24 protein-coding genes are annotated in these 25161 nt (G+C 68.8%); 17 read left to right on the forward strand and 7 right to left on the reverse strand.

All coding sequences use genetic code 11. The features are described from left to right. The first annotated feature begins 316 nt into the window (after positions 1 to 316). Genes QU603_RS05285 through QU603_RS05295 form a run of 3 tightly spaced genes read left to right on the forward strand, consistent with a single transcriptional unit; the run spans position 317 to position 3613 of the window. The gene (locus QU603_RS05285) at positions 317 to 913 is read left to right on the forward strand and encodes an ArsR/SmtB family transcription factor (protein WP_308493448.1); all 597 of its coding nucleotides are present in this window, start codon (positions 317 to 319) and stop codon (positions 911 to 913) included. 9 nt (positions 914 to 922) lie between these two features. After that, complete coding sequence (locus QU603_RS05290) at positions 923 to 1759, forward strand: aldo/keto reductase (RefSeq protein WP_308493449.1); 837 nt, start codon at positions 923 to 925, stop codon at positions 1757 to 1759. A gap of 3 nt (positions 1760 to 1762) precedes the next feature. Further along, positions 1763 to 3613 (forward strand): thioredoxin domain-containing protein, encoded by a 1851-nt coding sequence (locus QU603_RS05295; RefSeq protein WP_308493450.1) that lies wholly within the window; start codon positions 1763 to 1765, stop codon positions 3611 to 3613. Here QU603_RS05295 and QU603_RS05300 read toward each other — a convergent pair. From QU603_RS05300 to QU603_RS05310, 3 genes are read right to left on the reverse strand one after another with little or no spacing between them, the layout of a single operon-like run. Further along, positions 3588 to 4787, reverse strand: coding sequence for a cation:proton antiporter (locus QU603_RS05300; protein ID WP_308493451.1), 1200 nt, complete (start codon positions 4785 to 4787; stop codon positions 3588 to 3590). The two genes, QU603_RS05295 and QU603_RS05300, sit on opposite strands and share 26 nt — an antisense overlap. Before the next feature lie 16 nt (positions 4788 to 4803). Then, positions 4804 to 5298, reverse strand: a complete 495-nt coding sequence (locus QU603_RS05305; RefSeq protein WP_308493452.1) for a cation:proton antiporter regulatory subunit — start codon at positions 5296 to 5298, stop codon at positions 4804 to 4806. Between the two features lie 18 nt (positions 5299 to 5316). Then, positions 5317 to 6891 (reverse strand): dolichyl-phosphate-mannose--protein mannosyltransferase, encoded by a 1575-nt coding sequence (locus QU603_RS05310; RefSeq protein WP_308493453.1) that lies wholly within the window; start codon positions 6889 to 6891, stop codon positions 5317 to 5319. A 22-nt stretch (positions 6892 to 6913) separates the two neighbouring features. Between QU603_RS05310 and rsmI the strand changes: the two genes are divergently transcribed. Continuing rightward, complete coding sequence (gene rsmI / locus QU603_RS05315; RefSeq protein ID WP_308493454.1) at positions 6914 to 7735, forward strand: 16S rRNA (cytidine(1402)-2'-O)-methyltransferase; 822 nt, start codon at positions 6914 to 6916, stop codon at positions 7733 to 7735. Here the strand turns inward: rsmI and QU603_RS05320 are convergent. Both QU603_RS05320 and QU603_RS05325 read right to left on the reverse strand, forming a co-directional pair. Then, positions 7732 to 8490 carry an SDR family NAD(P)-dependent oxidoreductase gene (locus tag QU603_RS05320; protein ID WP_308493455.1) on the reverse strand — a complete coding sequence of 253 codons (759 nt, stop codon included), beginning with the start codon at positions 8488 to 8490 and terminating at the stop codon, positions 7732 to 7734. The genes rsmI and QU603_RS05320 overlap by 4 nt on opposite strands. Before the next feature lies 1 nt (position 8491). Then, positions 8492 to 9355 (reverse strand): fumarylacetoacetate hydrolase family protein, encoded by an 864-nt coding sequence (locus QU603_RS05325; protein WP_308493456.1) that lies wholly within the window; start codon positions 9353 to 9355, stop codon positions 8492 to 8494. 209 nt (positions 9356 to 9564) lie between these two features. On the opposite strand from QU603_RS05325, the gene QU603_RS05330 reads away from it, so the two are divergent. From QU603_RS05330 to QU603_RS05380, 11 genes are all read left to right on the forward strand, one after another. After that, on the forward strand, positions 9565 to 10743 hold the full coding sequence (locus QU603_RS05330) for a CaiB/BaiF CoA transferase family protein (protein ID WP_308493457.1): 1179 nt from the start codon (positions 9565 to 9567) through the stop codon (positions 10741 to 10743). Next, on the forward strand, positions 10740 to 11870 hold the full coding sequence (locus tag QU603_RS05335) for a type 2 periplasmic-binding domain-containing protein (protein ID WP_308493458.1): 1131 nt from the start codon (positions 10740 to 10742) through the stop codon (positions 11868 to 11870). The genes QU603_RS05330 and QU603_RS05335 overlap by 4 nt, the downstream gene beginning before the upstream one ends. A 35-nt stretch (positions 11871 to 11905) precedes the next feature. Continuing rightward, positions 11906 to 12370 carry a MaoC family dehydratase gene (locus QU603_RS05340; protein ID WP_308493459.1) on the forward strand — a complete coding sequence of 155 codons (465 nt, stop codon included), beginning with the start codon at positions 11906 to 11908 and terminating at the stop codon, positions 12368 to 12370. A gap of 10 nt (positions 12371 to 12380) precedes the next feature. Continuing rightward, a complete protein-coding gene (locus tag QU603_RS05345) occupies positions 12381 to 13385 on the forward strand; it encodes a LacI family DNA-binding transcriptional regulator (RefSeq protein ID WP_308493460.1) in 1005 nt (334 codons plus the stop codon). 126 nt (positions 13386 to 13511) lie between these two features. After that, positions 13512 to 14504: an aldo/keto reductase gene (locus QU603_RS05350; RefSeq protein WP_308493461.1), complete on the forward strand. Its 993-nt coding sequence runs from the start codon at positions 13512 to 13514 to the stop codon at positions 14502 to 14504. Further along, positions 14501 to 15802: an L-fuconate dehydratase gene (locus QU603_RS05355; RefSeq protein WP_308493462.1), complete on the forward strand. Its 1302-nt coding sequence runs from the start codon at positions 14501 to 14503 to the stop codon at positions 15800 to 15802. Before QU603_RS05350 ends, QU603_RS05355 begins: the two co-directional genes overlap by 4 nt. A 27-nt stretch (positions 15803 to 15829) precedes the next feature. After that, positions 15830 to 16702, forward strand: coding sequence for an amidohydrolase family protein (locus QU603_RS05360; RefSeq protein WP_308493463.1), 873 nt, complete (start codon positions 15830 to 15832; stop codon positions 16700 to 16702). A 191-nt stretch (positions 16703 to 16893) separates the two neighbouring features. Beyond that, positions 16894 to 18246: an ABC transporter substrate-binding protein gene (locus tag QU603_RS05365; protein WP_308493464.1), complete on the forward strand. Its 1353-nt coding sequence runs from the start codon at positions 16894 to 16896 to the stop codon at positions 18244 to 18246. Positions 18247 to 18336: 90 nt separating this feature from the next. After that, on the forward strand, positions 18337 to 19323 hold the full coding sequence (locus tag QU603_RS05370; RefSeq protein WP_308493465.1) for a carbohydrate ABC transporter permease: 987 nt from the start codon (positions 18337 to 18339) through the stop codon (positions 19321 to 19323). After that, positions 19323 to 20267, forward strand: a complete 945-nt coding sequence (locus QU603_RS05375; RefSeq protein ID WP_308493466.1) for a carbohydrate ABC transporter permease — start codon at positions 19323 to 19325, stop codon at positions 20265 to 20267. The genes QU603_RS05370 and QU603_RS05375 overlap by 1 nt, the downstream gene beginning before the upstream one ends. Positions 20268 to 20272: 5 nt before the next feature. Then, complete coding sequence (locus QU603_RS05380; protein WP_308493467.1) at positions 20273 to 21373, forward strand: Gfo/Idh/MocA family protein; 1101 nt, start codon at positions 20273 to 20275, stop codon at positions 21371 to 21373. On the opposite strand, the gene QU603_RS05385 is transcribed toward QU603_RS05380, so the two are convergent. Both QU603_RS05385 and QU603_RS05390 read right to left on the reverse strand, forming a co-directional pair. After that, positions 21361 to 21696 carry an L-rhamnose mutarotase gene (locus tag QU603_RS05385; protein ID WP_308493468.1) on the reverse strand — a complete coding sequence of 112 codons (336 nt, stop codon included), beginning with the start codon at positions 21694 to 21696 and terminating at the stop codon, positions 21361 to 21363. The two genes, QU603_RS05380 and QU603_RS05385, sit on opposite strands and share 13 nt — an antisense overlap. Beyond that, positions 21693 to 22388: a FadR/GntR family transcriptional regulator gene (locus tag QU603_RS05390; protein ID WP_308493469.1), complete on the reverse strand. Its 696-nt coding sequence runs from the start codon at positions 22386 to 22388 to the stop codon at positions 21693 to 21695. Before QU603_RS05390 ends, QU603_RS05385 begins: the two co-directional genes overlap by 4 nt. A gap of 120 nt (positions 22389 to 22508) precedes the next feature. Between QU603_RS05390 and metG the strand changes: the two genes are divergently transcribed. Together metG and QU603_RS05400 are read left to right on the forward strand one after the other, a co-directional pair. Next, a complete protein-coding gene (metG, locus tag QU603_RS05395) occupies positions 22509 to 24083 on the forward strand; it encodes a methionine--tRNA ligase (protein WP_308493470.1) in 1575 nt (524 codons plus the stop codon). Continuing rightward, positions 24083 to 24970, forward strand: a complete 888-nt coding sequence (locus QU603_RS05400) for a TatD family hydrolase (protein WP_308493471.1) — start codon at positions 24083 to 24085, stop codon at positions 24968 to 24970. Before metG ends, QU603_RS05400 begins: the two co-directional genes overlap by 1 nt. Positions 24971 to 25161: the final 191 nt, after the last annotated feature.

The raw sequence follows: 25161 nt of genomic DNA on the forward strand, positions 1-25161 counted from the left end.
ACAGCCAGGCCACAGCCACAGCCACGGCCACAGGTATGCCTTTCACTCGTATTCACCCTCTCGCTCACACAGCTCATTGCGAGGCGGGGGGCGCTGTGTGAACCGGAGGGTGAATGCGGTTTTCGGGTATATGCCTTTTCGCCGGAGCGGGGTCGCCGGAGCGGGGTTGCCGGAGCGGGGTCGCCGGAACGGCGGCGGCGGGACGGCGGCCGCCGGCACCGCGAGGCCTCCTCCCCAGATGGGTTCACGGCAAGGCCGCGAGGCCGACGTTGTGGAAAGCGACCGGAGCAGCGGCGCGACGGCGCACCATGACACCATGGACCACACGCACATCCACCCGTTCTGGGCGCTCGGCGATCCCATTCGGCGGCGCATCCTCGACGTCCTCGCCAGCGGCGAGCACACGGCGGGTCAGATCGCCGATGTCATCAATGCCGAGTTCCGCGTGAGCCGCACGTCGAGCTCCAAGCATTTGCGCGTTCTGCGTGACGCGGGCCTGATCGACGTGCGCGCCGAAGAGCAATGGCGCTGGTATCGGCTGCTCGCCGACGGGATCGACGCGCTCGAGCGCGAGATCGCCGACCTGCGTGAGAAGACCTGCCGTGCCATCGGCTGGGACGCCGACAGCGGTGAACTCCACGATCCCCTGCGGGGCTGGGCGCCTCCGCGGCGCAAGGGTCCTGGCCGCGTCCCGCGCCCGGCGATGCGCGGAGCGCAGCGCACGCGGATCTTCGAAGACGGACCCGACGAATGGATGCCGACGCTGCCGTTCTCCGACCCCGCCGCGTTCGTGTACCCGGTACCGGAAGATGACGCCGACATCGATGACGCCGGCACCGACGACAGAGACGTGTTCGGCGAGGATGGGTTCGGCGAGGGTGCGCTCGGCGCACACCTGGGCGCCGGCTCCTAGGCTGGGGGCATGACCGTTCCCACAATCACGCTCAACGACGGCAACCGCATCCCGCAGCTCGGCTATGGCACGTTCAAGGTGCCGGCGGCCGACGCGCAGCGCGCGGTGTCCGAGGCCCTCGAGCTCGGCTACCGCCACATCGACACCGCCGCGATCTATGGCAACGAGGCCGAGGTGGGCGCCGCGATCGCCGCCAGCGGCGTCGCGCGTGATGAGCTGTTCGTCACGACCAAGCTGTGGAACGACCGTCACGACGGCGACGAGCCGAACGCCGCGATCGCCGAGAGCCTCGACAAGCTCGGCATCGAAAAGCTCGACCTGTATCTCATCCACTGGCCGACCCCCGCCAAGGACAACTACCTGCACGCATGGCAGAAGCTCATTCAGCTGCGCGAAGCGGGCCTGACGCGCTCGATCGGCGTGTCGAACTTCCTCGTTCCGCACCTCGAGAAGATCGTCTCGGCCACCGGCGTCGTTCCCGCCGTCGACCAGATCGAGCTGCACCCCGCGTACCAGCAGCGCGAAGTGACCTCGTGGGCGGCCGCCCACGACGTGCGCATCGAGGCATGGGGTCCGCTCGGCCAGGGCAAGTACCCCCTCTTCGACGACCCCGCGGTCGCCGGTCCCGCCTCCGCGCACGGCAAGAGCCCGGCCCAGGTCGTCATCCGCTGGCACCTGCAGCACGAGCACGTCCTGTTCCCCAAGTCCGTGCACCGCGAACGGCTCGCGCAGAACATCGACGTGTTCGACTTCGCCCTCACCGATGCCGAAGTCGCCGCGATCGACGCGATCGATCCCGGCGACGGCTCGGGCCGCGTGAGCTCGCATCCCGACGAGGTGAACTGAGCCGTGACCTCCTCCACATCCCGCCTGGCCGCCTCGGCGAGCCCGTACCTGCGCGCCCACGCCGACAACCCCGTCGCCTGGTTCCCCTGGGGCGAGCAGGCCTTCGCCGAAGCCGCCCGGCGCGATGTGCCGGTGTTCATCTCGATCGGCTACTCGACGTGCCACTGGTGCCACGTGATGGCCCGCGAATCGTTCGAAGACGCCGACACCGCAGCCGACCTCAACGACGGCTTCGTGGCGATCAAGGTCGACCGCGAAGAGCACCCGGAGGTCGATGAGGCGTATCTGGCGGCCGCGTCAGCCTTCACGCCGAACCTCGGCTGGCCGCTGAGCGTGTTCGCCACCCCCGACGGGCGGGCCTTCTTCGCCGGCACGTACTTTCCATCGACACCGCGCGGCGGTTCCGCATCGTTCCGCGAGGTGCTGACGGCAGTGCGGGAGGCCTGGACCGCCCGCCGCGACCAAGTCGATGCCACTGCTGCCGCTGTGGTGCAGGCGCTGACCAGTGCGAACGAGGCGCGGGCTGCGGCATCCGACCTGCCCTCTGTGGACGCTCTGGCCGCGTCGGCTCGGCTGGCGCTGACCCGAGAAGACCGCGAATTCGGCGGCTTCGCCCCAGAGGATGCCGCCATCACGACGCCGAAATTCCCCTCGGTTCCCTCGCTGCGCTTCTTGCAGGCGCAGTCGTTGGCGCTCATCGAGCCCGAGGCGCGGCGGGTCGCGAAGCGGGCGCTCGCGGCGATGGCGACATCGCCCCTGCGTGACACCGTGGACGGCGGGTTCTTCCGCTATGCGACACGTCGCGACTGGACGGTGCCGCACTACGAGCGCATGCTCACCGACAACGCCGGCCTCATCGAGGTGGCGCTGGATGCCGGCGATGACGCGACGGCGCGAGGTACCGCCGAGTTCCTCGTCACGGTGCTGCAGCAGCCCTCCGGCGGGTTCGCGGCGGCGCAGGACTCCGAGTCTTGGATCGAGGGAGAGCGCAGCGAGGGCGGCTACTACCTGCGCGATGCCGGCGAACGCGCCGAGCTGTCGGCCCCGGCGATCGACGGCAAGATCGTCACGGGCTGGAACGGGCTGGCGATCGCGGCACTCGCGCGGGCGGGGCTGCGGCTGGGCGAGCCGCGCTTCGTCGCCGCCGCGCAGTGGGCTGCCGACGCCGTGCTCGAAGCCAACATGACCCCGGATGGACGGCTGCGCCGAGCCTCACTGGATGAGATCGTGTCGCCGGCGTCGGCGACCCTCGAGGACTACGGCCTGCTGGCCACCGGGCTCGCGGCGTTGACGGCCGCAACGGGCGAGGCGCAGTATGCGCGTTGCGCACGGGACCTGGTCGACGCCTGTCTGGACGCCGGCGCCGTGTCTGTTCCCGGCGGCGGCGACGAGGTGCTCTCTGCGCTCGGAGTGCCCGGCACCGCCTCATGGGCGGACTCCGACCACCCCTCCGGAGTGTCGGCTGTGGCGGAGGCCGCCGTCGCCCTCTGGCTGTTGGGGGCGGGGGAGCGCTACCGGGAGGCTGCGGCATCCCTCGTTCGCGAGCATGCGCAGCGCGCGCTGGCCGAGCCCCTCTCACACGGGGCGTTCCTGCGGGTGGCGGCGCAGCTGGCCGCTCCGCCCCGCCAGATCGTCGTGATCGACGGAGGCATCGGCGAGGCGCTCACCGACGCCGTGCGCGCAGAACCGGCCGACCTGCTCGCCGTGGCCACGCCGCCGCAGGCGCAGGCGCTGGCCGATGCCGGGTTCTCGCTGTTCGAGGACAAGACCACGATGGGCGGTCGCCCGACCCTCTACGACTGCCGCGACTTCGCATGCCGGCTGCCGGTCACCGAGCTTCCTGCCCGGGCGTGACCGGCGCGGGGTTCGGCTTCTTGCGTGTGGTGACCCGGCGGAACCAGGCGGTCTCGCTCGCGCGCGCCAGCAGGGTCGCCCCGATCACCGTCGTGAACACGTAGACGGCGGCCAGCGGGGCCAGCAGGGGCGCGGTGCCGGCGGCGATCCCGGCGATGACGATCGAGAACTCACCGCGCGGGACCAAGCCGATGCCCGCACGCCAGCGGCCGGGAACGCCGATGCCGGCGCGCTTGGCGGCGATGTAGCCGGTGAGCATCTTGGTGGCGGCGGTGACCACGGCCAGCAGGATCCCCGGCAGGATCGCCGCCGGCAGCTTCGAGGCGTCCGTGGCCAGTCCGAAGAAGATGAAGAACACCGCCGCGAACAGGTCGCGCAGCGGAGTGAGAACTTCTCGAGCCGACTGTGCCACCTTGCCCGACAGGGCGATGCCGACAAGGAACGCGCCCACCGCCGCCGACACGTTCACCTCTTCGGCGAGCCCGGCGATCAGCATCGTCAGGCCCAGCACGCCCAGCAGCAGCGGTTCTGCCAGATCGGGTGTGAACATGCGCGAGATCAGCGGGCCGAAACGCAGCGCCACGAACAGGATCACCAGCACCACGGCCACCGCGATCGCGACCCGCACAGCGCCCTGCAGCAGACTCACACCGATCACCAGCGCCGACACCGTGGGCAGATAGAACGCCATCGCGAGGTCTTCGATCACGAGGATCGAGAGGATGACGGGGGTCTCGCGGTTTCCGATGCGACCCAGATCCCGCAGCAGCTTCGCGGCCACTCCGGAGGAGGTGACCCAGCAGATGCCCGCCATGGCGACGGCTGCGGCCGGCCCCCAACCGAGGATCAGCGCGAACGCGGCGCCGGGCACCGCGTTCAGGACGGCATCCAGCAGCCCCGCCGCCTTCGAGCGGCGCATGCCGTGCAGCAGCTCGTCGGCAGAGTACTCCAGGCCCAGCAGTGCCAGCAGCAGGATCACGCCGATCTCGCTGCCGGTGCGGAAGAAGTCCTCGCTGGCGTTCATCGGCAGGATGCCGCCGGAGCCGAACATGAGCCCGGCGATCAGGTACAGCGGGATCGGTGAGATCCCGAACCGTGCGGCGAGCCTGCCGAGCAGGCTCATGGCGAACAGGAGGGCGCCGACTTCGATGAGGACGAGGGTGGTGTCGGTCACGATCGGCGCCAGCCGATCATTCGGGACCGTCGGCGATCAGCCGAGACGCGGCATCCAGCCCTTGGCGCGTTCCCACCGTCACGATGACGTCCCCCGCCCGCAGCACCTCGTTCGGAGTCGGTGAGGGGATGATGTGCCCCGCGCGGATGATGCCCACCACCGACACATGCGTGCGGGAGCGCGCCTGTGTGTCGCCCAGCGGTCGATCCACATACGGCGACGTGGACGGCAGTGCGATCTTCTCCGTGTACAGACCGTCGGTCTGCTCGGTGAGCTTGGTCAGCCGGCTCACCGAGAGCGACGTGCTGAACAGGTCGGCTATCGCCTCGGCCTCGTCTTCGGTGATGCGCAGCGACTCGCGACACAGGTCGGGGTCGTCGCCGTCATACAGGGCGAGCTCGCGCTCGCCGTCTCGGTAGCGAACGACCGCCAGGCGCCTTCCGCTCTCGGTGACGAGGTCGGTGCGCACGCCGATCCCGGGCAGATCGACTTTTTCAATGCGAACAGTCACCCTTCGAGGGTACCGGCGTCAGATCCAGGTGGGCAGCCAGTTGTGGATCAGCCAGAAGTCGTAGGGCACCGGCATCCCGACCCAGACCGGGTACCAGAATGCCGACAGCAGCACGACCACGGCCAGGTACACCCACACCAGGCGCTGGCCGGTCAGACGGCGCCCACCCGTGATCACCTGCCCGTGACGGTCACGGCCCGCGATGTCGCGCAGCGCGAAAGCGACCGCGATCACCAGGAAGGGCGCCATCGCGATCGTGTAGAACTGGAAGATCGTGCGCTCGGGGAACAGCAGCCATGGCACGTACGCCGAGCCCACGCCCAGCAGCACGACGGCCAAGCGCCAGTCCCGGCGCAACACGAACGCGATGATGAGGTAGACGGTGGCGGCGATCCCGCCCCACCAGATCAGCGGGTTCGGAATCGACGAGATCGACTGCACGCAGCCGCTCGCCCACGTGCAGCCCGCTTCGCCCAGCTTGTCCTGATGCCAGTACATCGATGTCGGGCGGATCAGCAGCGGCCACTGCCAGGCGGGGCTCGCATAGCCGTGCGGGGCGGTCAGCCCGACGTGGAACGCGTAGATCGCCTGGTGATAGATCCACAGCGCCTGCAGCGGGTTGGTCGAGGCCTGCCGGTCGTAGCCGCCGGCGGTCACGAGCCATCCGATCCACGAGGCGAGATAGACGGCGAAGGCCACCGGCACGAGAAGGACGAAGGATGCCACGCCCTGTCGTGCCGCCCCCCACGTCCAGGCCTCGACCCCCATGCGGCGGCGTTCGAGGGCGTCGCTGATGACGGCGTAGAGGCCGATCGCCGCCAGCACGTACAACCCGGACCACTTGACCGCCGTCGCCGCACCCGCCGTCGCGCCCGCCGCGATCAGCCACGGCCGTGCCCAGCTGACGGGGCCAAGATCGCCGAGCCCCCGCACGGTGGCGTCGTCGCCGGGCGGTCGCCAGCGTGTGGCCAGACGTCGAAGATGGGATTGCCGGTCGAGCACGGCGAACAGGAACGCGAGCACGCTGAACATCGTCAAGAAGATGTCCAGCAGCGCGACCCTGCTCAGCACGATCCCGAGCCCGTCGATGGCCAGCAGCCCCGAGGCGACAGTGGCCAGCACCGTCGAGTTCGACAGCCGCTTGGCCAGCAGATACACCAGCAGCACGGTCGCGGTGCCGGCCAGGGCCGCGGCGATCCGCCACCCTGTCGACGAGGCCGGGCCGAAGATCCACATGCCCAGCCCGATCAGCCACTTGGCCAGCGGCGGGTGCACCACGAAGCTGCCGCCGCGCAGGAACGTATCGGTGTCGCCGGCGACGAACCCCTTGTCGGCGTCGGCGGGCCACTCGCTGGAGTAGCCGAGGTTCCACTGGCTCCAGGCATCCTTCACGTAGTACGTCTCGTCGAACACGAGTGCGTGCGGGTGCCCGAGGCTCCACAGTCGCAGCACCGCCGCCAACAGCGTCACCAGTACCGGCGCCAGCACGTCGATGCGGCGTCGCAGCTCGGGCGAGCGGTGTACGCGGGCCGTGACGCGGTCCAGCATCGACGTGTTCGCATCGGGCATCAGCCCATCCACCGTCGAGATCACTGCCCCAGCCTAAGCTGGGGCGGTGATCATCCTCGCGGCGACCCCGATCGGAAATCTCGGTGACGCCTCGCGTCGCCTGGTCGAAGCCCTCGAGGCCGCGACGGTGATCGCCGCCGAAGACACCCGCATCACCCAGCGTCTGCTGGCCGGGCTCGGGGTGCAGAACCGACCGCGGCTGATGGCCCTGCACGACCACAACGAGAAGGAGCGTGCCGGCGACGTCGTCGCCCTTGCCCGCGAGACCGATGTGCTGGTGCTCAGCGATGCCGGCATGCCCACGGTCAGCGACCCCGGCTATTCGCTGGTCGCAGAGGCGGCCTCACAGGGTGTCACCGTCACTGTGCTGCCCGGCCCGTCGGCGGTCGTGACGGCCCTGGCGGTCTCGGGGCTTGCCACCGATCGGTTCACGTTCGAGGGGTTCCTGCCCCGCAAGGCGGGCGAGCGCCGCACCGCGCTGGAGGCGGTGGCTGCAGAGCCGCGCACGATGGTCTTCTTCGAGGCGCCGAGCAGGATCGCCGAGACCCTGGCCGACATGGCATCGGTGTTCGGTGCGACCCGTCGCGCCACGGTGTGCCGTGAGCTGACCAAGCTGCACGAAGAGGTGGCGCGCGGCACGCTGGCCGAGCTCGTGGAGTGGGCCGCGGGCGGCGTGCGCGGCGAGCTGGTGGTCGTGGTCGCCGGCGCCGCCCCGCGCAAGGTCGCCTTCGGCGATGCCGTCACACACGTGCTCGAGCTGACGCGCACCGGCGTTCGGATGAAGGATGCCGCGGCCGAGGTCTCGGATCTCACCGGCCATTCGACCCGCGAGCTGTATCAGGCGGCGCTGGCCGTCAAGAACGGCTAGCTCGCCGCCGGCCGCAGTCGCAGCTCCTGCATGCCGCCGTCGACGGCCAGGCCCACGCCCGTCGTCGAACCTGCCAGCGGGCTGACCAGGTAGGCGACGGCGGCGGCCACCTCATCGGCGGAGACCAGCCTGCCGTGGGGCTGTCGGGCCTCCAGCGCTGCGCGCTCGGCGGTCGGATCGTCGGCGGCGCTGAGCAGCCGACCGATCCATGGAGTGTCGGCGGTGCCCGGATTGACCGCGTTGACGCGGATCCCTTCGCGCAGATGATCGGCGGCCATCGCCTTGGTCATCGACAGCACAGCACCCTTGGTCGCGCTGTACAGCACGCGCTGCGGCAAGCCCGCGGTCGCCGCGATCGATGACGTATTGCACACGGACGCGGCCTGCGAGACCCGCAGGTGGGGGAGTGCGGCGCGCATCACGCGCGCCATGCCGACCACGTTGATGTCCCACACGCGGTGCCATTCCTGGTCGGAGTTGTCCGTGACGTCGCCCTGCGCGCCGACCCCGGCGTTGTTGACCAGGATGTCGATGCCGCCGAGCTGGTCGACCACCCGCTGCACCCCGGCGATCACCGATTCGTCATCGGTCACATCCACGCCGATCGACAGCTCGACGTCGGCTGCGGCATCCGGATGCACGTCGAACACGGCCACCCGCGCGCCGTCCGCGCGCAGCCGGGCGGCGATGGCCGCCCCCAGACCCGACGCGCCGCCGGTGACGATGGCCACCAGTCCGTTCAGCTGCCCGGACATCTCAGTGCTCTTCATTCCGCACGGCCACGTACTGCTGGCGCTGCCGGCCCAGGCCCTCGATCTGCAGTTCGACGACGTCGCCTGCCCGCAGGTAGGGGAACCTGCCCGACAGTGCCACTCCCTCGGGGGTGCCGGTGAGCACCACGTCGCCGGGCTCGAGGGTCAGGTACTGGCTCAGCTCCCACACGATGTGGTCGATCGAGAAGATCAGATCCGAGGTGCGCGAGTCCTGGCGCGGCTCGCCGCCTACCCACGACTGCAGGCGCACATCGGTCGCGTCGAGCTCGTCGGGTGTGACCAGCCACGGCCCCAGCGGCAGAAAGCCGGGTGCGGACTTGCCCTTGGACCACTGCCCGCCCGAGATGGCCAGCTGCCAGTCGCGCTCGGACAGGTCGTTGCCGATCGCATAGCCGGCGATGTGCGTCGCAACGTCCTGCGTGCTCGCGAGGCGGCTGGCGCGCTGGCCGATCACGACGGCCAGCTCGACCTCCCAGTCGGTCTTCGTGCTGCCGGCGGGGATCTCGACGTCATCATCGGGACCGGCCACGGTGTTCGGCGACTTCATGAACATCACCATGTGCTCGGGCGGCGCCGAGCCGGACTCGGCAGCGTGCGCGGCGTAGTTCATGCCGATGCAGTAGACGGCCGACGGGCGTGCGACCGGCGCGCCGACGCGCAGCGTCGCAGCGTCGGCAAGCTCGGGGAGCGAACCGGATGCCGCGGCCGCGCGCGCGCGGTCGATGCCGCCGGACGCGAGGAATGTGCCGTCGATGTCGGCGGTCAACGCCGACAGGTCGAGCACGCGCCCGTCGTGGATCAGTACGGGCGCCTCGTGACCGAGAGGGCCGAGCCGGGCAAAACGCATGATGTGCTCCAGGAGGTCGTTGTGACGAGGGCCGTGTCCGACCCGCCCGGGGGCATCGGTCGCCTCCCGCCAGCAGAATCATACATCGGATGTATAGCTCACCTAAGACCCACTTTCTTCGTGCTTGCCGTCTCATCCCGCACGAAATATGCTGAGAACAAACGTTTGAGCAGCGATCAGCATCCATGTGATTACTGAAGGAGCTTCTGGTGACATCAGATCTTGTCCGACCTCTGGAGGGCGTACTCGTCCTCGACTTCAGCCAATTCCTCGCCGGCCCGGTCGCGGCGATGCGCCTGGCCGATCTGGGGGCGAGGGTCATCAAGATCGAGCGCCCCGATTCCGGGGACATCGGTCGCACTCTCGCGTTCGCCGGACGACGCATGGACGGCGACACGGTCTCGTTCCATGCGATGAACCGGCACAAACAGGGCATCACCGCCGATCTGAAGGACGCCGCCGACCGCGAGCGCGTGGCGCGTCTGGTGGCCCGCGCCGATGTGGTGATCGAGAACTTCCGGCCGGGGGTCATGGCGCGCCTGGGCCTGGACTACGAGACGGTGCGCACGCTGAACCCGCGGATCATCTACGCGAGTGTGACCGGGTTCGGCGAGACGGGGCCGTGGAAGGACCGCCCGGGGCAGGACCTGCTCGCCCAGTCGATCGCGGGGCTGCCCTGGCTGAGCGGGGCGGCCGAAGACGGGCCGGTTCCGATGGGTCTGTCCATCGCCGACCATCTCGCCAGCTGCCATCTGGCCGAAGGGATCACCGCGTTGCTGTACCGCCGTGAGCGCACCGGCGAAGGCGGCCTCGTGCAGACCAGCCTGCTCGAATCCATGCTCGATCTCGAATTCGAGCTGCTGAGCACGCATCTGAACGACCCCACCGTCACTGTCTCGCGGGGCGGCCGTCACTCCGCACACGCGTTCCTGCCTGCGCCCTACGGCACCTATCCGACCGCGGACGGCTACCTCGCGCTCGCGATGAACCCGGTGCCACGGCTGGGTGAGCTGCTGGAGATCCCCGAACTGTGCGATCTGGTCGACCCGCAGAGTTGGTGGGACCGGCAGGAGGAGATCGAGCAGCTGCTGGCCGTCCGTCTGCGTACGCGGCCACGGGAGCACTGGCTGGGCATCCTCGACGCGGCCGATGTCTGGTGCGCACCCGTGCTCACCCTCGAAGAGCTGGTCGCCCACGACGGGTTCGACGCGATCGGGATGACCCAGGAGGTCCTGCGCGACGCTGCTCTCACCCGCGACGGCAGGCCCCTGCGGCTGTCGACCACCCGCAGCCCGATCCGCGTGGACGGGCACGTCCTGACCGACCCCATGCCCGCCCCGATGCTCGGTGAGCACGATGCCGCGATTCGTGCGGAGTTCGGCTCATGACGATCTGGTTGCGCGGGGTCACCTGGGAGCATGAGCGCGGCCGGGACAGCATCCTTGCCGCCACCGCCGTCTGGGAGCGCGATCACCCCGACGTGCGCATCCACTGGCGCGCCCGCTCGCTGCAGGAATTCGCCGACGCGCCGCTCGCCCGGCTGGCCGCCGAAGCCGACCTGCTCGTCATCGATCATCCGCATGTGCCGCTGGCGGCCCGCGACCGGCTGCTTGCTCCATTGGACGGTGTCGGCCTGGACGCCCAGCTGACGGAGCTGGCCGCGCAGTCGGTGGGCTGTTCGCACGACAGCTATGCGTTCGAAGGGCACCAATACGGCGTGGCGGTGGATGCCGCCGCCCAGGTCTCCGTCTCCCGGCCCGACCTTCTTCCCGAGCCGCCGCGGGACTGGGACGACGTGCTCGCGCTCGCGGCCGACGGGCGGGTGCTCTGGCCGGCCAAGCCCATCGACGCGTTCTCGAGTCTCGTCTCGGTGGCCCATGCCCACACCGGACCCGTCGACGCGGTGTCGGGCCGGTTCCTGACGGCCGATGCGATCCGCACGGCAATGGGCGTCCTGCACGAGCTCGCCTCCCGCGTTCCGGCAGCGTGCCTGGACTGGAACCCGATCCAGCTCGCCGAGGAACTGGCGGTCTCGGGTCGCTACACCTACTGTCCTCTCGCGTTCGGCTACAGCAACTACGCGCGCGACGGGTACCGTGCCCATCGCCTGGCCTACGCCGATGCCCCCGCCGGCCCCGAAGGATTCGGCGGTGCCCTCCTGGGCGGCGCGGGCCTGGCGGTCTCGGCGGCCGGCGCGCACCTCGACCAGGCCCGGCAGTTCGCGGTCTGGGCCTGCTCGGCGCCCGTGCAGACGGGCCCCTACTTCGACGCCGGCGGGCAGCCCGCCAACTCTGCCGCATGGGATGACCCGCGGCTGGATGCTGTGACCCACGGCTTCTTCCGCAGCACCCGAGCCACGCTCGAGCAGGCATGGGTGCGCCCGCGGGTGCCCGGGTACATCGCATTCCAGGATGTCGCGGCCCCGTGGGTCGCGGACGCTCTGCGCGGGCGGATCGATGATGCCGAACTGGTGCGGCGGCTGGACGAGGCTGCCCGCCGGCTGCTCGTCGGGTGAGGCTGCGGCATCCATCACAGGAGAAGGGAACACACATGCAGACGCTTGACCGCTGGTTCGAGGACTACGCCGTGGGGGAGGAGCGCACCACGACGGGGCGCACCGTCACCGAGGCCGACATCGTGGCGCACGCCGGCCAGACCGGGGACTTCTTCCCCCATCACATGGACGCGCACTGGTGCGCCACGCAGCCGTTCGGCTCTCGCATCGCCCACGGCACGCTGATCATGTCGATGGCGGTGGGCATGACCGCGGGCGAGATCAATCCGCAGTCGATGAGCTACGGCTACGATCGCGTGCGGTTCATCCGTCCGGTCCACATCGGCGACACGATCACCGTCACCGCCCGCATCACCGACAAGAGCGATCATCGTTCGCGGCCGGACGAACTGGGCTACGTGCACGAGCAGGTCACGGTGCGCAATCACCTCGGTGAGACCGTGCTGGCGCTGGTGCACCTGTATCTGGTGAACAAGAAGTCGCGACCGGCCACTGCATAGACTGACCACGATGGCCACTCTCAGCGACATCGCCGCCCGTGTCGGCGTGTCCGTTTCGATGGTTTCGCGCGTGCTGCGCGACGCGCCGGGAACGCGCGTGGGCGAGCACACCCGCGCACGGATCCGCCAGGCCGCCGCCGACCTCGACTACCGCCCGCACTTCGCGGGTCGGGCGCTGCGTTCTCAGCGGTCGCAGGTCCTGGCGCTGGTCGTGCCGGACCTGACCAACGCGGTGTTCGCCGAGCTGATGGCGGGCGTCGAGGAGACGGCCTCGGCGCACGATCATGTCGTGCTGCTGGGGCGCGCGGAGTCGATGGGCGTGGGCAGTGCGCGACTGGGGGCGCTGGTGGCCGAAGGGCGGGTGGACGGCATCCTGCTCCAGCCCCAAAGGGAGGTCACCGCCGAAGAGCTGGCCGGCGCGCATGGGGCGCCCCTCGTCCTCATCAACTCGCTCACCGAGGGGCACGTCGGATCGGTGCGGCTGCCCGACGAACAGGCCGGTCGCTGCGGTGCGCGCGCGCTGCTGGACCTCGGACATCGGCACATCGCCTTCGTCGGCGGGCGCAGGAGCGACTACTCGTCGGCGCGGCGTGAGCGCGGATGGCGCACGCAGCTCGCGCAGGCGGGGGTGGAGCATGCGCCGGCGCTGCATCCGGGGTACACGGCCGAGGACGGGCGCAGTGCGCTGCGCGAGCTCGCCGGCCTGACCCCTCGGCCGACGGCGGTGCTGGTCGCCAACGTCAACGCGGCGATCGGACTGCTCGGCGAGGCCCACCGTGCGGGTGTCCGGGTGCCCGAAGATCTGTCGGTCGTCGCCGTGCACGATGCCTGGACCGCGCAGAGCACCTGGCCGCCGCTGACGACGCTGGCCATGCCGCTGCGCGAGTTGGGCAGCCAGGCCACGCAGCTGCTGCTGGATCGCCTGGACGGCGCGCCGCCGCGCGACGAGCTGGTGGACGCGCCGGTGCGGCTCGTCGTTCGCGAGTCCACGCGTGCTTTCACCGGCAACGCCTAGAGAACCGACCTCTCTGGGCTCTTTCGCCATCCCTATGGCAAGAAATCCCCTGTGGTGCGGTCAGACATCTGATGTATATACTGCGATCAACCCGTTTCTGCACCAGACACCGACGAAGGAGCCGTCATGCGAGCACGCGCCGTGGGCCGTGAGGTGATGTTGACCCGCATCGGCTTGGGCGTCGCGCAATTCGGCAACCTCTACCGCGAGACCACCGACGAGGAGGCCGCGGGCGCGTTCCAGGCCGCATGGGACGGCGGCGTGCGCTACTTCGACACGGCACCGCACTACGGGCTCGGGCTGTCCGAACGCCGGCTCGGCCGCCTTCTGCGCGATCGTCGGCGGGACTCCTACGCGCTGTCCACGAAGGTCGGACGACTGCTCGAGCCCAATCCCGACGGTCAGGGCCGCATGGACGACGAAGGATTCGTCGTGCCGGCGACCCTGCGTCGACGCCTCGATTACAGCGCCGACGGCGTCAAGCGTTCCCTCGAGTCGAGTCTGACGCGGCTGGGAGTCGACCGCATCGACATCGTCTACATCCACGACCCCGACGAGCATTGGCGTGACGCGTCCGAACTCGCCGTGCCGGCGCTGGTGGAACTGCGTGATCAGGGGGTCATCGGCGCCGTCGGGGTCGGCATGAACCAATCCGCGATGCTGGCGGAGTTCGTCCGCCGGTGCGACGTGGACGTCGTCATGCTCGCCGGTCGCTACACGCTTCTGGACCAGCGCGCCCAGAGCGATCTCCTGCCCCTGGCCCTGCAGCGCGGCGTGGGCGTGGTCGCCGCGGGCGTCTACAACTCCGGCCTCCTCGCCCGCGACCGCCCGTCGGCCGACGCGCACTACGAGTACGAGACGGCCGGTGCCGAACTGGTCGATCGGGCCACTCGCATCGCGGAGCTCTGCGAGCAGCACGGCTGCACGCTGCCCGAAGCGGCCATCGCGTTCCCGCTGCGGCATCCCGCCGTCGTCTCGGCCGTGCTCGGGGCTCGCAACGCCCGTCAATCCCAGACCAACATCGCCCGGAGCCAGGCCGTCGTGCCCGATGCGCTGTGGGCTGCTCTGGCCGACTCGGGCCTCGTGCCCGAGGCGGCACTCACCCTAGGAGACAAATGACCGTCATCACCTCCGTCGACGTCACCGACGTGCGCTTTCCGACCTCGCTGTCGGCGGACGGCTCCGACGCGATGAACAAGGACGGGGACTACTCCGCGGCCTACGTGCATCTGCGCACCGACGATCCCGATCTGGCCGGGTACGGCTTCACCTTCACGATCGGCCGCGGCAACGACATCTGCGCCCTCGCCGCCCGCGATCGCGCGCAGCCGCTCGTCGGTCGCGATGTCGCAGAGATCACCGACGACCTCGGCGGGATCTATCGCGAACTGGCCTCGGACAGTCAGCTGCGCTGGCTCGGCCCGGAGAAGGGCGTCGAGCACCTCGCGATGGCCGCCGTCATGAACGCCGTGTGGGATCTGGCGGCCCGGCGTGCGGGCAAGCCGCTCTGGCAGCTGTTGACCGACATGACGCCGGAGCAGATGGCAGACGTCTGCGACCTGCGGTATCTGTCCGACGCGCTCACCCGCGACGAGGTGGTCTCGATGCTCTCCGAGCTGGCGCCGACCCGCGCCGCCCGGGTGGCTGAGCTCTCGCAGACCGGCTACCCGTGCTACACCACCAGCGCCGGCTGGCTCGGCTACTCCGATGAGAAGCTGCGCCGACTGTGCCAGGAGGCCGTCGACGACGGCTATTCGCACATCAAACTCAAGGTCGGCGCCAACCTCGAGGACGACGTCCGCCGGTGCCGCATCGCTCGGGAAGTGATCGGCGACGACGTGCATCTCATGATCGACGCGAACCAGGTCTGGGACGTGCCCCAGGCGATCGAGTGGGTCCAGGCGCTCGCCGAGTTCCGTCCGCTGTGGATCGAGGAGCCCACGAGCCCCGACGACGTGCTCGGCCATGCCGCCGTGCGCAAGGCCGTCGCCCCGATCGGCGTCGCCTCCGGCGAGCACGGCATGAACCGGGTGCTGTTCAAGCAGATGTTCCAAGCCGAAGCCCTGGACTACTGCCAGTTGGATTCGGCGCGCCTGGCGAGCCTGAACGAGATCATCCCCGTCTTCCTGATGGCCAAGAAGTACGGTGTCCCGGTCTGCCCGCACGCCGGGGGAGTCGGGCTGTGCGAACTGGTCCAGCACCTCTCGGTGTTCGACTACGTCGCCGTCTCCGGCTCGCTGGAGAACCGGGTCACCGAATACGTCGACCACCTCCACGAGCACTTCGTGGATGCCTGCATCGTCCGTGACGGGGCGTATGCCCTGCCGCAGGCGCCCGGATACAGCGCGCAGATGCACGCGGAGTCGGTCGCCGAGTACGCGTACCCCGACGGCGGGTACTGGAGCGCGCGTGTCTGAGCGCGCACGAGAAGAGAGGCTGCTCTGATGATCATCGATGCCCATCAGCATGTGTGGGACCCGTCGGTCGCCCGCTACGACTGGTTGACCTCTCAGCTGGCGCCCATCGATCGCCCGATCGGGTTCGACGAACTGGCCCCGGCGCTGCGGCGGGCGGGCGTGGACGCCACGATCCTGGTTCAGGCGGCCGACAACGACGAAGACACCGACCTCATGCTGCGCACCGCGCACGAGCATCCCGAGATCGTCGGCGTCGTCGCCTACGTCGGCCTGGACCGGCCCGAGCGTGCGGCGCAGCGGCTGGCGGCGCTGCGCCGGGACCCGGTGGTAGTGGGTGTGCGAAGCCTCATCCACGATCTGCCCGATCCCGACTGGATCCTGCGGCCCGACGTGGACCGCGGCCTGGGAGTGCTCGAGGATGCCGGAGTCCCGTTCGACTTCGTGGCCGTGCTCCCCAGACACCTCGAGCACGTGCCGGTGATCGCCGAGCGCCATCCCGATCTTCGGATCGTGATCGACCACCTCGCCAAGCCGCCCATCGGACTGCCCGACCGTCAGCCGTGGTGGGACCTGATCTCCCGCGCCGCCGAGCCGCCGCACGTGTACGCAAAGGTCTCGGGGCTGTACTCGGCGACCGATGAGAGCGGGTCCTGGACGCCGGACACCGTGCGTCCGTTCTTCCAGCGCGCAGTGGAGGCCTTCGGCGCGGACCGGCTCATGTACGGCGGCGACTGGCCGATCAGCGTGCTGTCGGGCGGATACGACCGCGTATGGGCGGGGTTGTCGCAGCTGATCGGCGAATTGGATGCCTCGGCGCAGACGGCGGTCTTCGGCGAGACCGCGCGACGGTTCTACCGGCTCGACGCAGGGCTGCTCGCACGTGCGATCGGTCCGCGATAGCAGGAGGTCACCGTTCGGTTTCGACCCGGTGAACCATAATCATCCGATGTATCATGAGAAATCTCGCAGAAGGAGATGAGACAGAACGCTGAACAAACGTTTGATCGTACCGATGAAACCCGTATAACATCAGATCGAATAGCACAGTCGCACGCAGGTCCAAGGCGGACCGCGTCGACGAAGGAGTGTCAATGAAGACGTCAACTCAGCACATGGCCCGGTGGGTCCGTGCCGCAGGAGTGGTCGCGGTGAGTGCCTCGATGATCGCGCTGGCCGCGTGCAGCTCGGGGGGTGGCACCGGGACGACGGATGCCTCGACCCAGACCGACTCCGGGGGAAAGATCACCGTCTGGGTCGATCCGCCGCGTGTGCCGGCGGCCGAAGCGTTCAAGAAGGCGCACCCGGAGATCCCGATCGCGATCAATCAGATCGACGGCACGGTGGGCAACGACCAGCTCAAGCAGCAGTTCGCGCAGTTCAACCAGGCAGGCAAGGGCTGGCCCGACGCGATCTTCTTCCCCACCAACGACAGCATCGCGTGGGCTGCAGGTCCGCAGATCCACTACACGGCCGACCTCGGCAAGCTGCTGCCGGACGTGGTCAAGGGCTACGCGACGAACTCGATCGAGCCGTGCAACATCGACGGCAAGATCCAGTGCCTGCGCAACGACATCGCCCCCGATGTGTTCTGGTACAACAAGCCCTTCTTCGAGAAGAACCACTACGCGGTACCCACCACGTGGGAGGACTACGCCGACCTCGCGGTGCGGATCAAGAAGGAACACCCCGAGATGACCAGCGGGTTCCTCGGTGACGCGTACGCGCCGGATCGGTACCTGTGGGCGGCCAACTGCGCCACCAACGACAAGATCAACGACACGACGGTCCACATCAACATCAACGAGCCCGACTGCCTGCGGATGAAGACGCTGCTGACCAAGGTGGTCGACGCGAAGGCCGTCTCCACCCTCGGCATCTTCGACGCCGACGCTGCGGCGGTGGGCAAGAACATCGCGATGACCCCGGGTGCGCCCTGGTATGGCGACTACCTGTTCAAGCAGACCTGGAAGATCCCGGCGGCGACCATGACGGCCACCCCCGCGCTGGCATGGAAGGGCGACTCAAAGCCCTCCGCCGGCGATGAGGGCGGCGGGCTGTGGGGCGTGTCGAGCCACATCAAGGGGAAGGAACTGGAGAACACTCTGACCTTCGCCACGTTCGTGGCGAGCGACCCGGCGTGGCAGGTGGAGCTGTCCACGGGTCTGCCGGCCTACGGTCCGGTCCAGGACGCCTGGATCGCCAAGCAGAAGCAGGTCGACTACTTCGCCGATCCCGACGCCACCTTCTCGGCGATGAAGGGCGCGATCGAGAACGTCCTGCCCGACCACCCGTACATGCTGTACATCACGGGCGGCATCTGGACGCAGGAGGCGGTCCCCGCACTCGTGTCCGGACAGGGTGTGGATGCGGCCTGGGCGGCGTTCGGCAAGGAACTGACCGCGAAAGCCACCTCGCTCGGGTACACGGTGAAGGATTCCCAGTAGCGAACGGTCCTCGCTGTGTGGGCGTCGCGGAGTGCGGCGCCCACACAGCGTGAGCGCAGGCGGAATCGAACGGAAGAGCAGCAGGAGACCATGAGCACAGAGATGACGACCCGCAGCGTCGTGCTGGCCGACGCGCCGGCACGCACCGCACGCCGGTCGAAACGCCCACCGCACGGCCATTCGCACCTCTTGCGACGCGAATCCCGAGGAGCCTGGCTGCTGCTGTCGCCCTACATGATCGTCCTGGTGATCGTCGGGCTCATCCCGATCGGCTATGCCGTCGTGACGAGCATGATGAGGGCGCCCACACCGGTCGACCCCACCAGCGGGTTCGGCGGATTCAGCAGCTTCGTCACGGTGTTCACGGACTACCGGTTCATCCAGACGTTCCTGAACATCTTCGCCGTGCTGATCATCTGGATCCCGATCATGATGATCGGGATCGTCGGCATGTCTCTGCTCGTGCATGCCAGTCCCGGGCGCTTCGGCAGCACGATGCGATTCCTGTATTACATTCCCGCGGCGCTGGCCGGCATCGCGAACCTGATGCTGTGGGTCTATCTGCTCAACCCCAGCCAGTCACCCATCCAGGGGTTCTGGAACCTGCTCGGACTGACCAGCATCAAGGCGGTCGTCGCATCCCCGGGCCACCTTCCGTTCATCCTGACCGCCATGCTCTTCTTCCAGGGCACCGGCACGTGGATCGTCATCGTCAACGGCGGCCTGAACGGCATCTCCGACGAAGTGCTCGAGGCCGCCCGACTCGACGGGGCGGGCGCCTGGAAGCTCGCCTGGCATGTCAAGATCCCGCTCATCCGGCCATGGGTGGGCTACGCCGCTCTCATGAACGTCGCATACGGATTCCAACTGTTCCTCGAGCCGCAATTGCTCGACCAGGTCTCGTCGAACGCCGTGGCCGATCAATGGGCGCCCAACCAGCTGGCCTACGCGTTCGCGTTCTCCAATTTCAACTTCCCGGCCGCTGCCGCACTCTCACTCGTGCTGCTGGTCATCACGCTGGCGATCGGCATGGTCATCGTCTTCAGGAGTGGGCTGTTCGGAGATGAGGAGCACTGATGGCACGTCAGAATCGACGGGCTCTGGCGGCCGGAGTGGCCGTGGGCGCAGATCGCTGGACCACCGGCCGGATCGCCCGGATCGCCACCATGCTCCTGATCGCGGCGGCGTTCGTGCTGCCGATCGTGGGCTTCGTCGCGATGGGCTTCCGCAGCGACGACGGTGTGGCCGCCGGCACCGGTGGCTTCCTGGGTCTGGGAGGCATGAGCTGGTCCAACCTCGTGCACAACTGGGGGCAGGTCGACGGGTTCGGTCCTGACGGGGGAGCGTTCGTCCAATGGATGGGCAACTCCCTCATCGTCTCCATCGGCGGGGCGCTGCTGGCCGTCGTGTGCGCGATCCCGGCCGGCTACGCGCTGGCGCGGCTGCGCTTCCGCTACCGTCGCACGATCCTGTTCGTGACGCTGCTGGCCATGATGATGCCCAACACGGTGCTGGTCATCCCGCTGTTCCTGCAGGTCAGCGCCGTCAACGCCATCGGACAGCTGTGGCCGGTGGTGGTGATCATGGGCTTCTACCCGTTCGGGGTCTACCTCGCCTACATCCACTTCATGACGACCCTGCCGTACGAGCTCGTCGAGGCGGCGCGTGTGGACGGTCTGAAGGAGCTGGGCATCTTCTTCCGCGTGGCCACCCCCATCTCGCGCCAGGCGGTCGCCCTGGTGGCCTTCTTCTCGTTCGTGGCCAACTGGACCAACTACTTCCTGCCGCTGGCGCTGCTCAGCTCCAATCAGGATGCGAAGACCGTCTCGATCGGCCTGCAGGATCTGGTCGGGGCAAGCCCGCTGTTCAACCCCACCGTCGCGGCGGGTCTGAGCATCAAGCTGTACATGCCCGAGCTGGCGCTGGCCACCTTCATCAGCATGATCCCGATGCTCATCGTCTTCATCGGCGCCCAGAAGTTCCTGATGAGCGGGCAGACCGTCGGTGCTGTGAAGGGATGATCGTGATGGCAGGGTACCCTCGCCCCGAGCTTCGGCCGGATTCTGTCTACACGCTCGCCGCCCCCGCCTCGCCGCGGCCGATCGTGCTGATCGGAGCCGGCGGCATCGTGCGCGACGCGCACCTGCCGGCCTACGCGAAGGCGGGGTACAAGGTCGCCTCGATCTGCGACCTGGACCGTGGGCGCGCCCAGGCACTGGCCGACAGGTACGGCATCGCAGAGGTCTACGACGACCCGCGCGAGGCCGTCGCCCAGGCTCCCGATGATGCCGTCTTCGACCTGCCGCTCATGCCCGCCGCCCAGCGGGAGGTGCTCGAGCTGATCCCCGAGGGTGCGCCGGTGCTGCTGCAGAAGCCGCTGGGCAACACGCTGGCCGAAGGTCTGGGGATCCGGGAGGTCTGCCGGCGACGCGGGCTGGTGGCCGCGGTGAACACGCAGCTGCGCTTCGCTCCGTATGTCGCCGCCGCACGGGCGCTGATCGCCGCCGGCGCGATCGGCGAGCTGTACGACATGGAAGTGCGCGTCGAGGTGAACACGCCGTGGGAGATGTTCCCCGAGGTCTTGAAGCTGGACCGCCTCGAGCTGAACATGCACAGCGTGCACTACCTCGATCTCGTTCGGTCGTTCCTGGGGGACCCGGACGGCGTCTCGTGCGTCACCGTGCCGCGCCCCGACACCGACCGCAAGAACACGCGCAGCGACATCATCCTGCACTACCGTGGTCGACCGGTGCGGGCGATCGTCTCGACCAATCACGACCACCGCTTCGGGCCCCGCCACGAAGACAGCTTCATCAAGTGGGAGGGCACCGGCGGCGCCATCCGTGCGCAGATGGGTCTGCTGCTGGACTACCCGCGCGGCGGTCCGGATGCGCTGGAGATCGTCCAAGACGCCCGGCTGGATGAGGGCTGGCGGCCGGTGCCGTTCGAAGGCAGCTGGTTTCCGGACGCCTTCATCGGCTCCATGGGTGCGCTGCAGAGATATCTGGATGGATCGGTGCCCACTCTGCCCACGGGCGTGGACGACGTCATCCGCACCATCGCGGTGCTCGAGGCCGGGTACGCGGCCCATGCGGCCGGGGGGCTCGCCCCCGATTACCCGTCCTGAGACAGCTGTTCGGTCAGCGACCACACCTGCTCGGCGGGGGCGTCGCCCTCCTCGCCGTCCGGGCCGCGGAACGATGCCACGAACCGGCCGATGTGGGCCTGCCACCGTGCGTCGGCGGGGTCGGCCTGCACGATCTGCATCGCCGCATCCCAGTCGTCGCACTCCACGAGGTGGAACAGATCCGTGCCGCTGCGCCAGATGGTCCAGTCGTGGATCCCCGCACGGCCGAAGACGGCGGCCAGCTCTGCGGGGATGCGAGCATGCTCCCGCCGGTAATCGGCCTCGGCGCCGGCGACCAGAACGGAATGCAGTGCGAGTCTCATGCGTCGTCTCCCTTCGAGGCCTTGCGCAGCCACTCCTCGATGCCCGCGATATGGGCGAGGGCGAGCGCCTGAGCGAGCTGGGCATCGTGCAGACGAAGCGCTGCGAGGATGCCGCGATGCTCGTCCAGGGTGCGTTCGGCGGCGTGCTCCTGGGTCAGGCCCCGCCACACGCGGGCGCGCTGCGTGCCCGACTGCATGGTCTCAGCCAACCGGCTGAGGTACTCGTTGCCGGCGGCCTCGACGATGCGCTGGTGGAACGCGAGGTCGCGGGCGACGATGTCATCGATGTCGTCGATGGATTCGGTCGCCGCGGTCCTGTCGACGAGGCTCTCCAGCTCTGCCAGGGCTGCAGCGTCCATCCGCGTGGCGGCGATCCCCGTGGCTGCGGGCTCCAGGATGCGGCGCACGCCGAAGATCTCCAGCACCGAGTCGTCGCTGTGCAGATCCACGACGAAGGTGAGCGCCTCCATCAGCAGCCCGGGCTCGAGGCTCGTGACATACGTGCCGTCGCCCCGGCGCACATCCAGCACACGGATGACCTCCAGCGCCTTGACGGCCTCGCGCAGCGAACTGCGCGAGACGCCGAGGCGCTCGCCGAGCTCCTTCTCCGGCGGCAGGCGGTCTCCGGGATGGAGTTCGCCGGAAACGATCATCTCTTTGATGCGAAGTATCGCGTCGTCGGTCACAGCCATACACACATCGTAGCCAGACATCCGATGTCTGTGGATGACGAAACGGCGTTCGACGTGAGCTTGGGACAACCGAACGGTCACACGCCGGGCCGCGGCATCCGCTCAATCTAGACTTGACCCGTGACTTCCGCCGGATCTTTCTACATCACGACGCCGATCTACTATCCGAGCGATCTGCCGCACATCGGGCACGGGTACACCTCGGTCGCCGTGGACACTCTCGCGCGCTGGCACCGGCAGGGCGGAGACGACACCTGGATGCTGACCGGCACCGATGAGCACGGCCAGAAGATGCTGCGGGCGGCCGCGGCCAACGGCGTGACTCCGCAGCAGTGGGTCGACAAGCTCGTCACCGAGAGCTGGTTCCCGCTCTTGAAGACGCTGGATGTCGCCAACGACGACTTCATCCGCACCACGCAGCCGCGCCACGAGCAGGCAGTGCAGGCGTTCTTCCAGGCGCTGTACGACCGCGGCTACATCTACGCAGGCGAGTACGAGGCGCTGTACTGCGTGGGCTGTGAGGAGTTCAAGCCGGAGTCCGAGATCGTGGACGGCACCGGTCCGTTCGAGGGGCTGAAGGTCTGCGCGATCCACTCGAAGCCGCTCGAGCTGCTGCAGGAGAAGAACTACTTCTTCAAGCTCAGCGAATTCCAGGATCGGCTGCTCGAGCTCTACAAGAACGAGCCCGACTTCGTGCGCCCCGACTCGGCGCGCAACGAGGTCGTCTCCTTCGTCAAGCAGGGTCTGAAGGATCTGTCGATCTCGCGCTCGACGTTCGACTGGGGCATCAAGGTGCCGTGGGACCAGTCGCACGTCATCTATGTGTGGGTGGATGCGCTGCTGAACTACGTCACGGCCATCGGCTACGGCACCGACGACGAGAACTTCCAGCGGCGGTGGCCGGCCTACCACGTCGTCGGAAAAGACATCCTGCGCTTCCACGCGGTGATCTGGCCGGCGCTGCTGATGGCGGCCGGACTCGAGGTGCCGCGTGGAGTGTTCGCCCACGGCTGGCTGCTGGTCGGCGGCGAGAAGATGTCCAAGTCCAAGCTCACCGGTATCGCGCCCACCGAGATCACCGACGTGTTCGGCTCGGACGCGTACCGCTACTACTTCCTCTCGGCGATCCCGTTCGGTCACGACGGATCGTTCTCGTGGGAGGATCTGGCGGCGCGCTACCAGGCCGAGCTCGCCAACGGGTTCGGCAACCTCGCCTCGCGCACCACCGCGATGATCGAGCGCTACTTCGAGGGCATCGTCCCCGAGGCCGCGGAGTACTCCGAGCGCGACCTGCTCGTGCACAAGACGGTGGCCGACGCCGCAGCCGCGGCGGATGCGGCCGTCGAGCGGTTCCGCATCGACGAGGCGATCACGGCCATCTGGACGATCGTGGATGAGCTCAACGGCTACATCACCGACAACGAGCCGTGGGTGCTCGCGAAAGACGACGCGCAGCGCGCCCGGCTGGGCACCGTGCTGTACACGGCTGCCGAGGGGCTGCGCGCTCTCGCGGTGCTGCTGTCGCCGGTGATGCCCGAGGCGACCGAGAAGCTGTGGGTGGGACTCGGGGCCGCCGAGACCCTCGGCCGGCTGCAGGACCAGCCTCTGCGCGAAGCGGGCGGCTGGGGCGTGCTCAAGCCCGGCACCTCGGTGAACGCACTGGCACCGCTGTTCCCGCGCGTTGAGCAGTCCTGATGCCCGCCGACGACCCGTCGAACTACGTGCGTCACCGCGAGAAGGGCGCGCGCGACGTGTCCTACCCGCCGTCGCCTGCGGCTCTCGCGGTGCCGGTGTACGACAACCACTGTCACCTGGAGATCGCCGACGGTGAGGGCGACGGACTGTCGCTGGACGAGCAGCTGGACCGTGCGGCGGCCGTCGGGATCGCCGGTGTCGTGCAGGCCGGGGGAGACATCTCGTCCAGCCGTTGGTCGGCGGATGCGGCATCCCGTCACCCGCGCGTGCTTGCGGCGGTCGCGATCCACCCGAACGAGGCGCCCGAGTACGCGGCGGCAGGCCGCCTCGATGAGGCCATCGCGGTGATCGACGAGCTGGCCGCGCAGCCGCGCGTGCGGGCGATCGGCGAAACCGGGCTCGACTTCTTCCGCACCGGCCAGGAGGGGCGAGGTGCGCAGTTCGCCTCGTTCGAGGCGCACATCGCGCTCGCCAAGAAGCACGGCATCGCGATGCAGATCCACGATCGCGATGCGCACGACGCGGTGCTGTCTGCCTTGGCGCAGCACGGAGCCCCCGATCGCACGGTGTTCCACTGCTTCTCGGGCGACGCCGCCATGGCGCGCGTGGCAGCCGAGCACGGCTACTACCTCTCGTTCGCCGGCAACATCACGTTCAAGAACGCCCAGAACCTGCGCGACGCGCTGGCGGTGGCGCCGCGCGATCACATCCTGGTCGAGACCGACGCGCCGTTCCTGACGCCGGCGCCGTACCGCGGCCGTCCCAACGCCCCGTATCTCGTGCCGACGACGGTGCGGTTCATGGCCGACGTGCTCGACGCGGACCTCGACGAGCTGTGCGCGCAGCTGGCCGCCAACACCATCGACGTCTACGGCTCGTTCGACTGACCCGATCCTGCCGGACCCGCGGTGTTCGCGCGTCGCATTCGCTCGTCGTGATCGGACCGCACGCGTTCGGGCGGGGCGCCGGCGTCTCAGCGGTCAGTTTCATCCGGTCCGCGGCATCCCGACCCGTCGCAAGCGCCTGCTGAACGGAGCGCGCACGATTCGGCCGTCACTTTCTACCGCTGCGAATCGGG

Origin of the sequence: Microbacterium terrisoli (assembly GCF_030866805.1) — a bacterium.
GTDB classification, from domain to species: Bacteria; Actinomycetota; Actinomycetes; order Actinomycetales; family Microbacteriaceae; genus Microbacterium; species Microbacterium terrisoli.

Bases quoted from the DNA above. Each gene is read 5' to 3' on its own strand.
- QU603_RS05370 (WP_308493465.1), top strand. From the start codon at position 18,337: ATGAGCACAGAGATGACGACCCGCAGCGTCGTGCTGGCCGACGCGCCG.
- QU603_RS05390 (WP_308493469.1), bottom strand. From the start codon at position 22,388: ATGGCTGTGACCGACGACGCGATACTTCGCATCAAAGAGATGATCGTT.
- QU603_RS05375 (WP_308493466.1), top strand. From the start codon at position 19,323: ATGGCACGTCAGAATCGACGGGCTCTGGCGGCCGGAGTGGCCGTGGGC.
- QU603_RS05340 (WP_308493459.1), top strand. From the start codon at position 11,906: ATGCAGACGCTTGACCGCTGGTTCGAGGACTACGCCGTGGGGGAGGAG.
- QU603_RS05400 (WP_308493471.1), top strand. From the start codon at position 24,083: ATGCCCGCCGACGACCCGTCGAACTACGTGCGTCACCGCGAGAAGGGC.
- QU603_RS05285 (WP_308493448.1), top strand. From the start codon at position 317: ATGGACCACACGCACATCCACCCGTTCTGGGCGCTCGGCGATCCCATT.
- QU603_RS05350 (WP_308493461.1), top strand. From the start codon at position 13,512: ATGCGAGCACGCGCCGTGGGCCGTGAGGTGATGTTGACCCGCATCGGC.
- QU603_RS05325 (WP_308493456.1), bottom strand. From the start codon at position 9,355: ATGCGTTTTGCCCGGCTCGGCCCTCTCGGTCACGAGGCGCCCGTACTG.
- QU603_RS05355 (WP_308493462.1), top strand. From the start codon at position 14,501: ATGACCGTCATCACCTCCGTCGACGTCACCGACGTGCGCTTTCCGACC.
- QU603_RS05360 (WP_308493463.1), top strand. From the start codon at position 15,830: ATGATCATCGATGCCCATCAGCATGTGTGGGACCCGTCGGTCGCCCGC.
- QU603_RS05335 (WP_308493458.1), top strand. From the start codon at position 10,740: ATGACGATCTGGTTGCGCGGGGTCACCTGGGAGCATGAGCGCGGCCGG.
- QU603_RS05380 (WP_308493467.1), top strand. From the start codon at position 20,273: ATGGCAGGGTACCCTCGCCCCGAGCTTCGGCCGGATTCTGTCTACACG.
- QU603_RS05320 (WP_308493455.1), bottom strand. From the start codon at position 8,490: ATGTCCGGGCAGCTGAACGGACTGGTGGCCATCGTCACCGGCGGCGCG.
- QU603_RS05345 (WP_308493460.1), top strand. From the start codon at position 12,381: ATGGCCACTCTCAGCGACATCGCCGCCCGTGTCGGCGTGTCCGTTTCG.
- QU603_RS05290 (WP_308493449.1), top strand. From the start codon at position 923: ATGACCGTTCCCACAATCACGCTCAACGACGGCAACCGCATCCCGCAG.
- QU603_RS05365 (WP_308493464.1), top strand. From the start codon at position 16,894: ATGAAGACGTCAACTCAGCACATGGCCCGGTGGGTCCGTGCCGCAGGA.
- QU603_RS05385 (WP_308493468.1), bottom strand. From the start codon at position 21,696: ATGAGACTCGCACTGCATTCCGTTCTGGTCGCCGGCGCCGAGGCCGAT.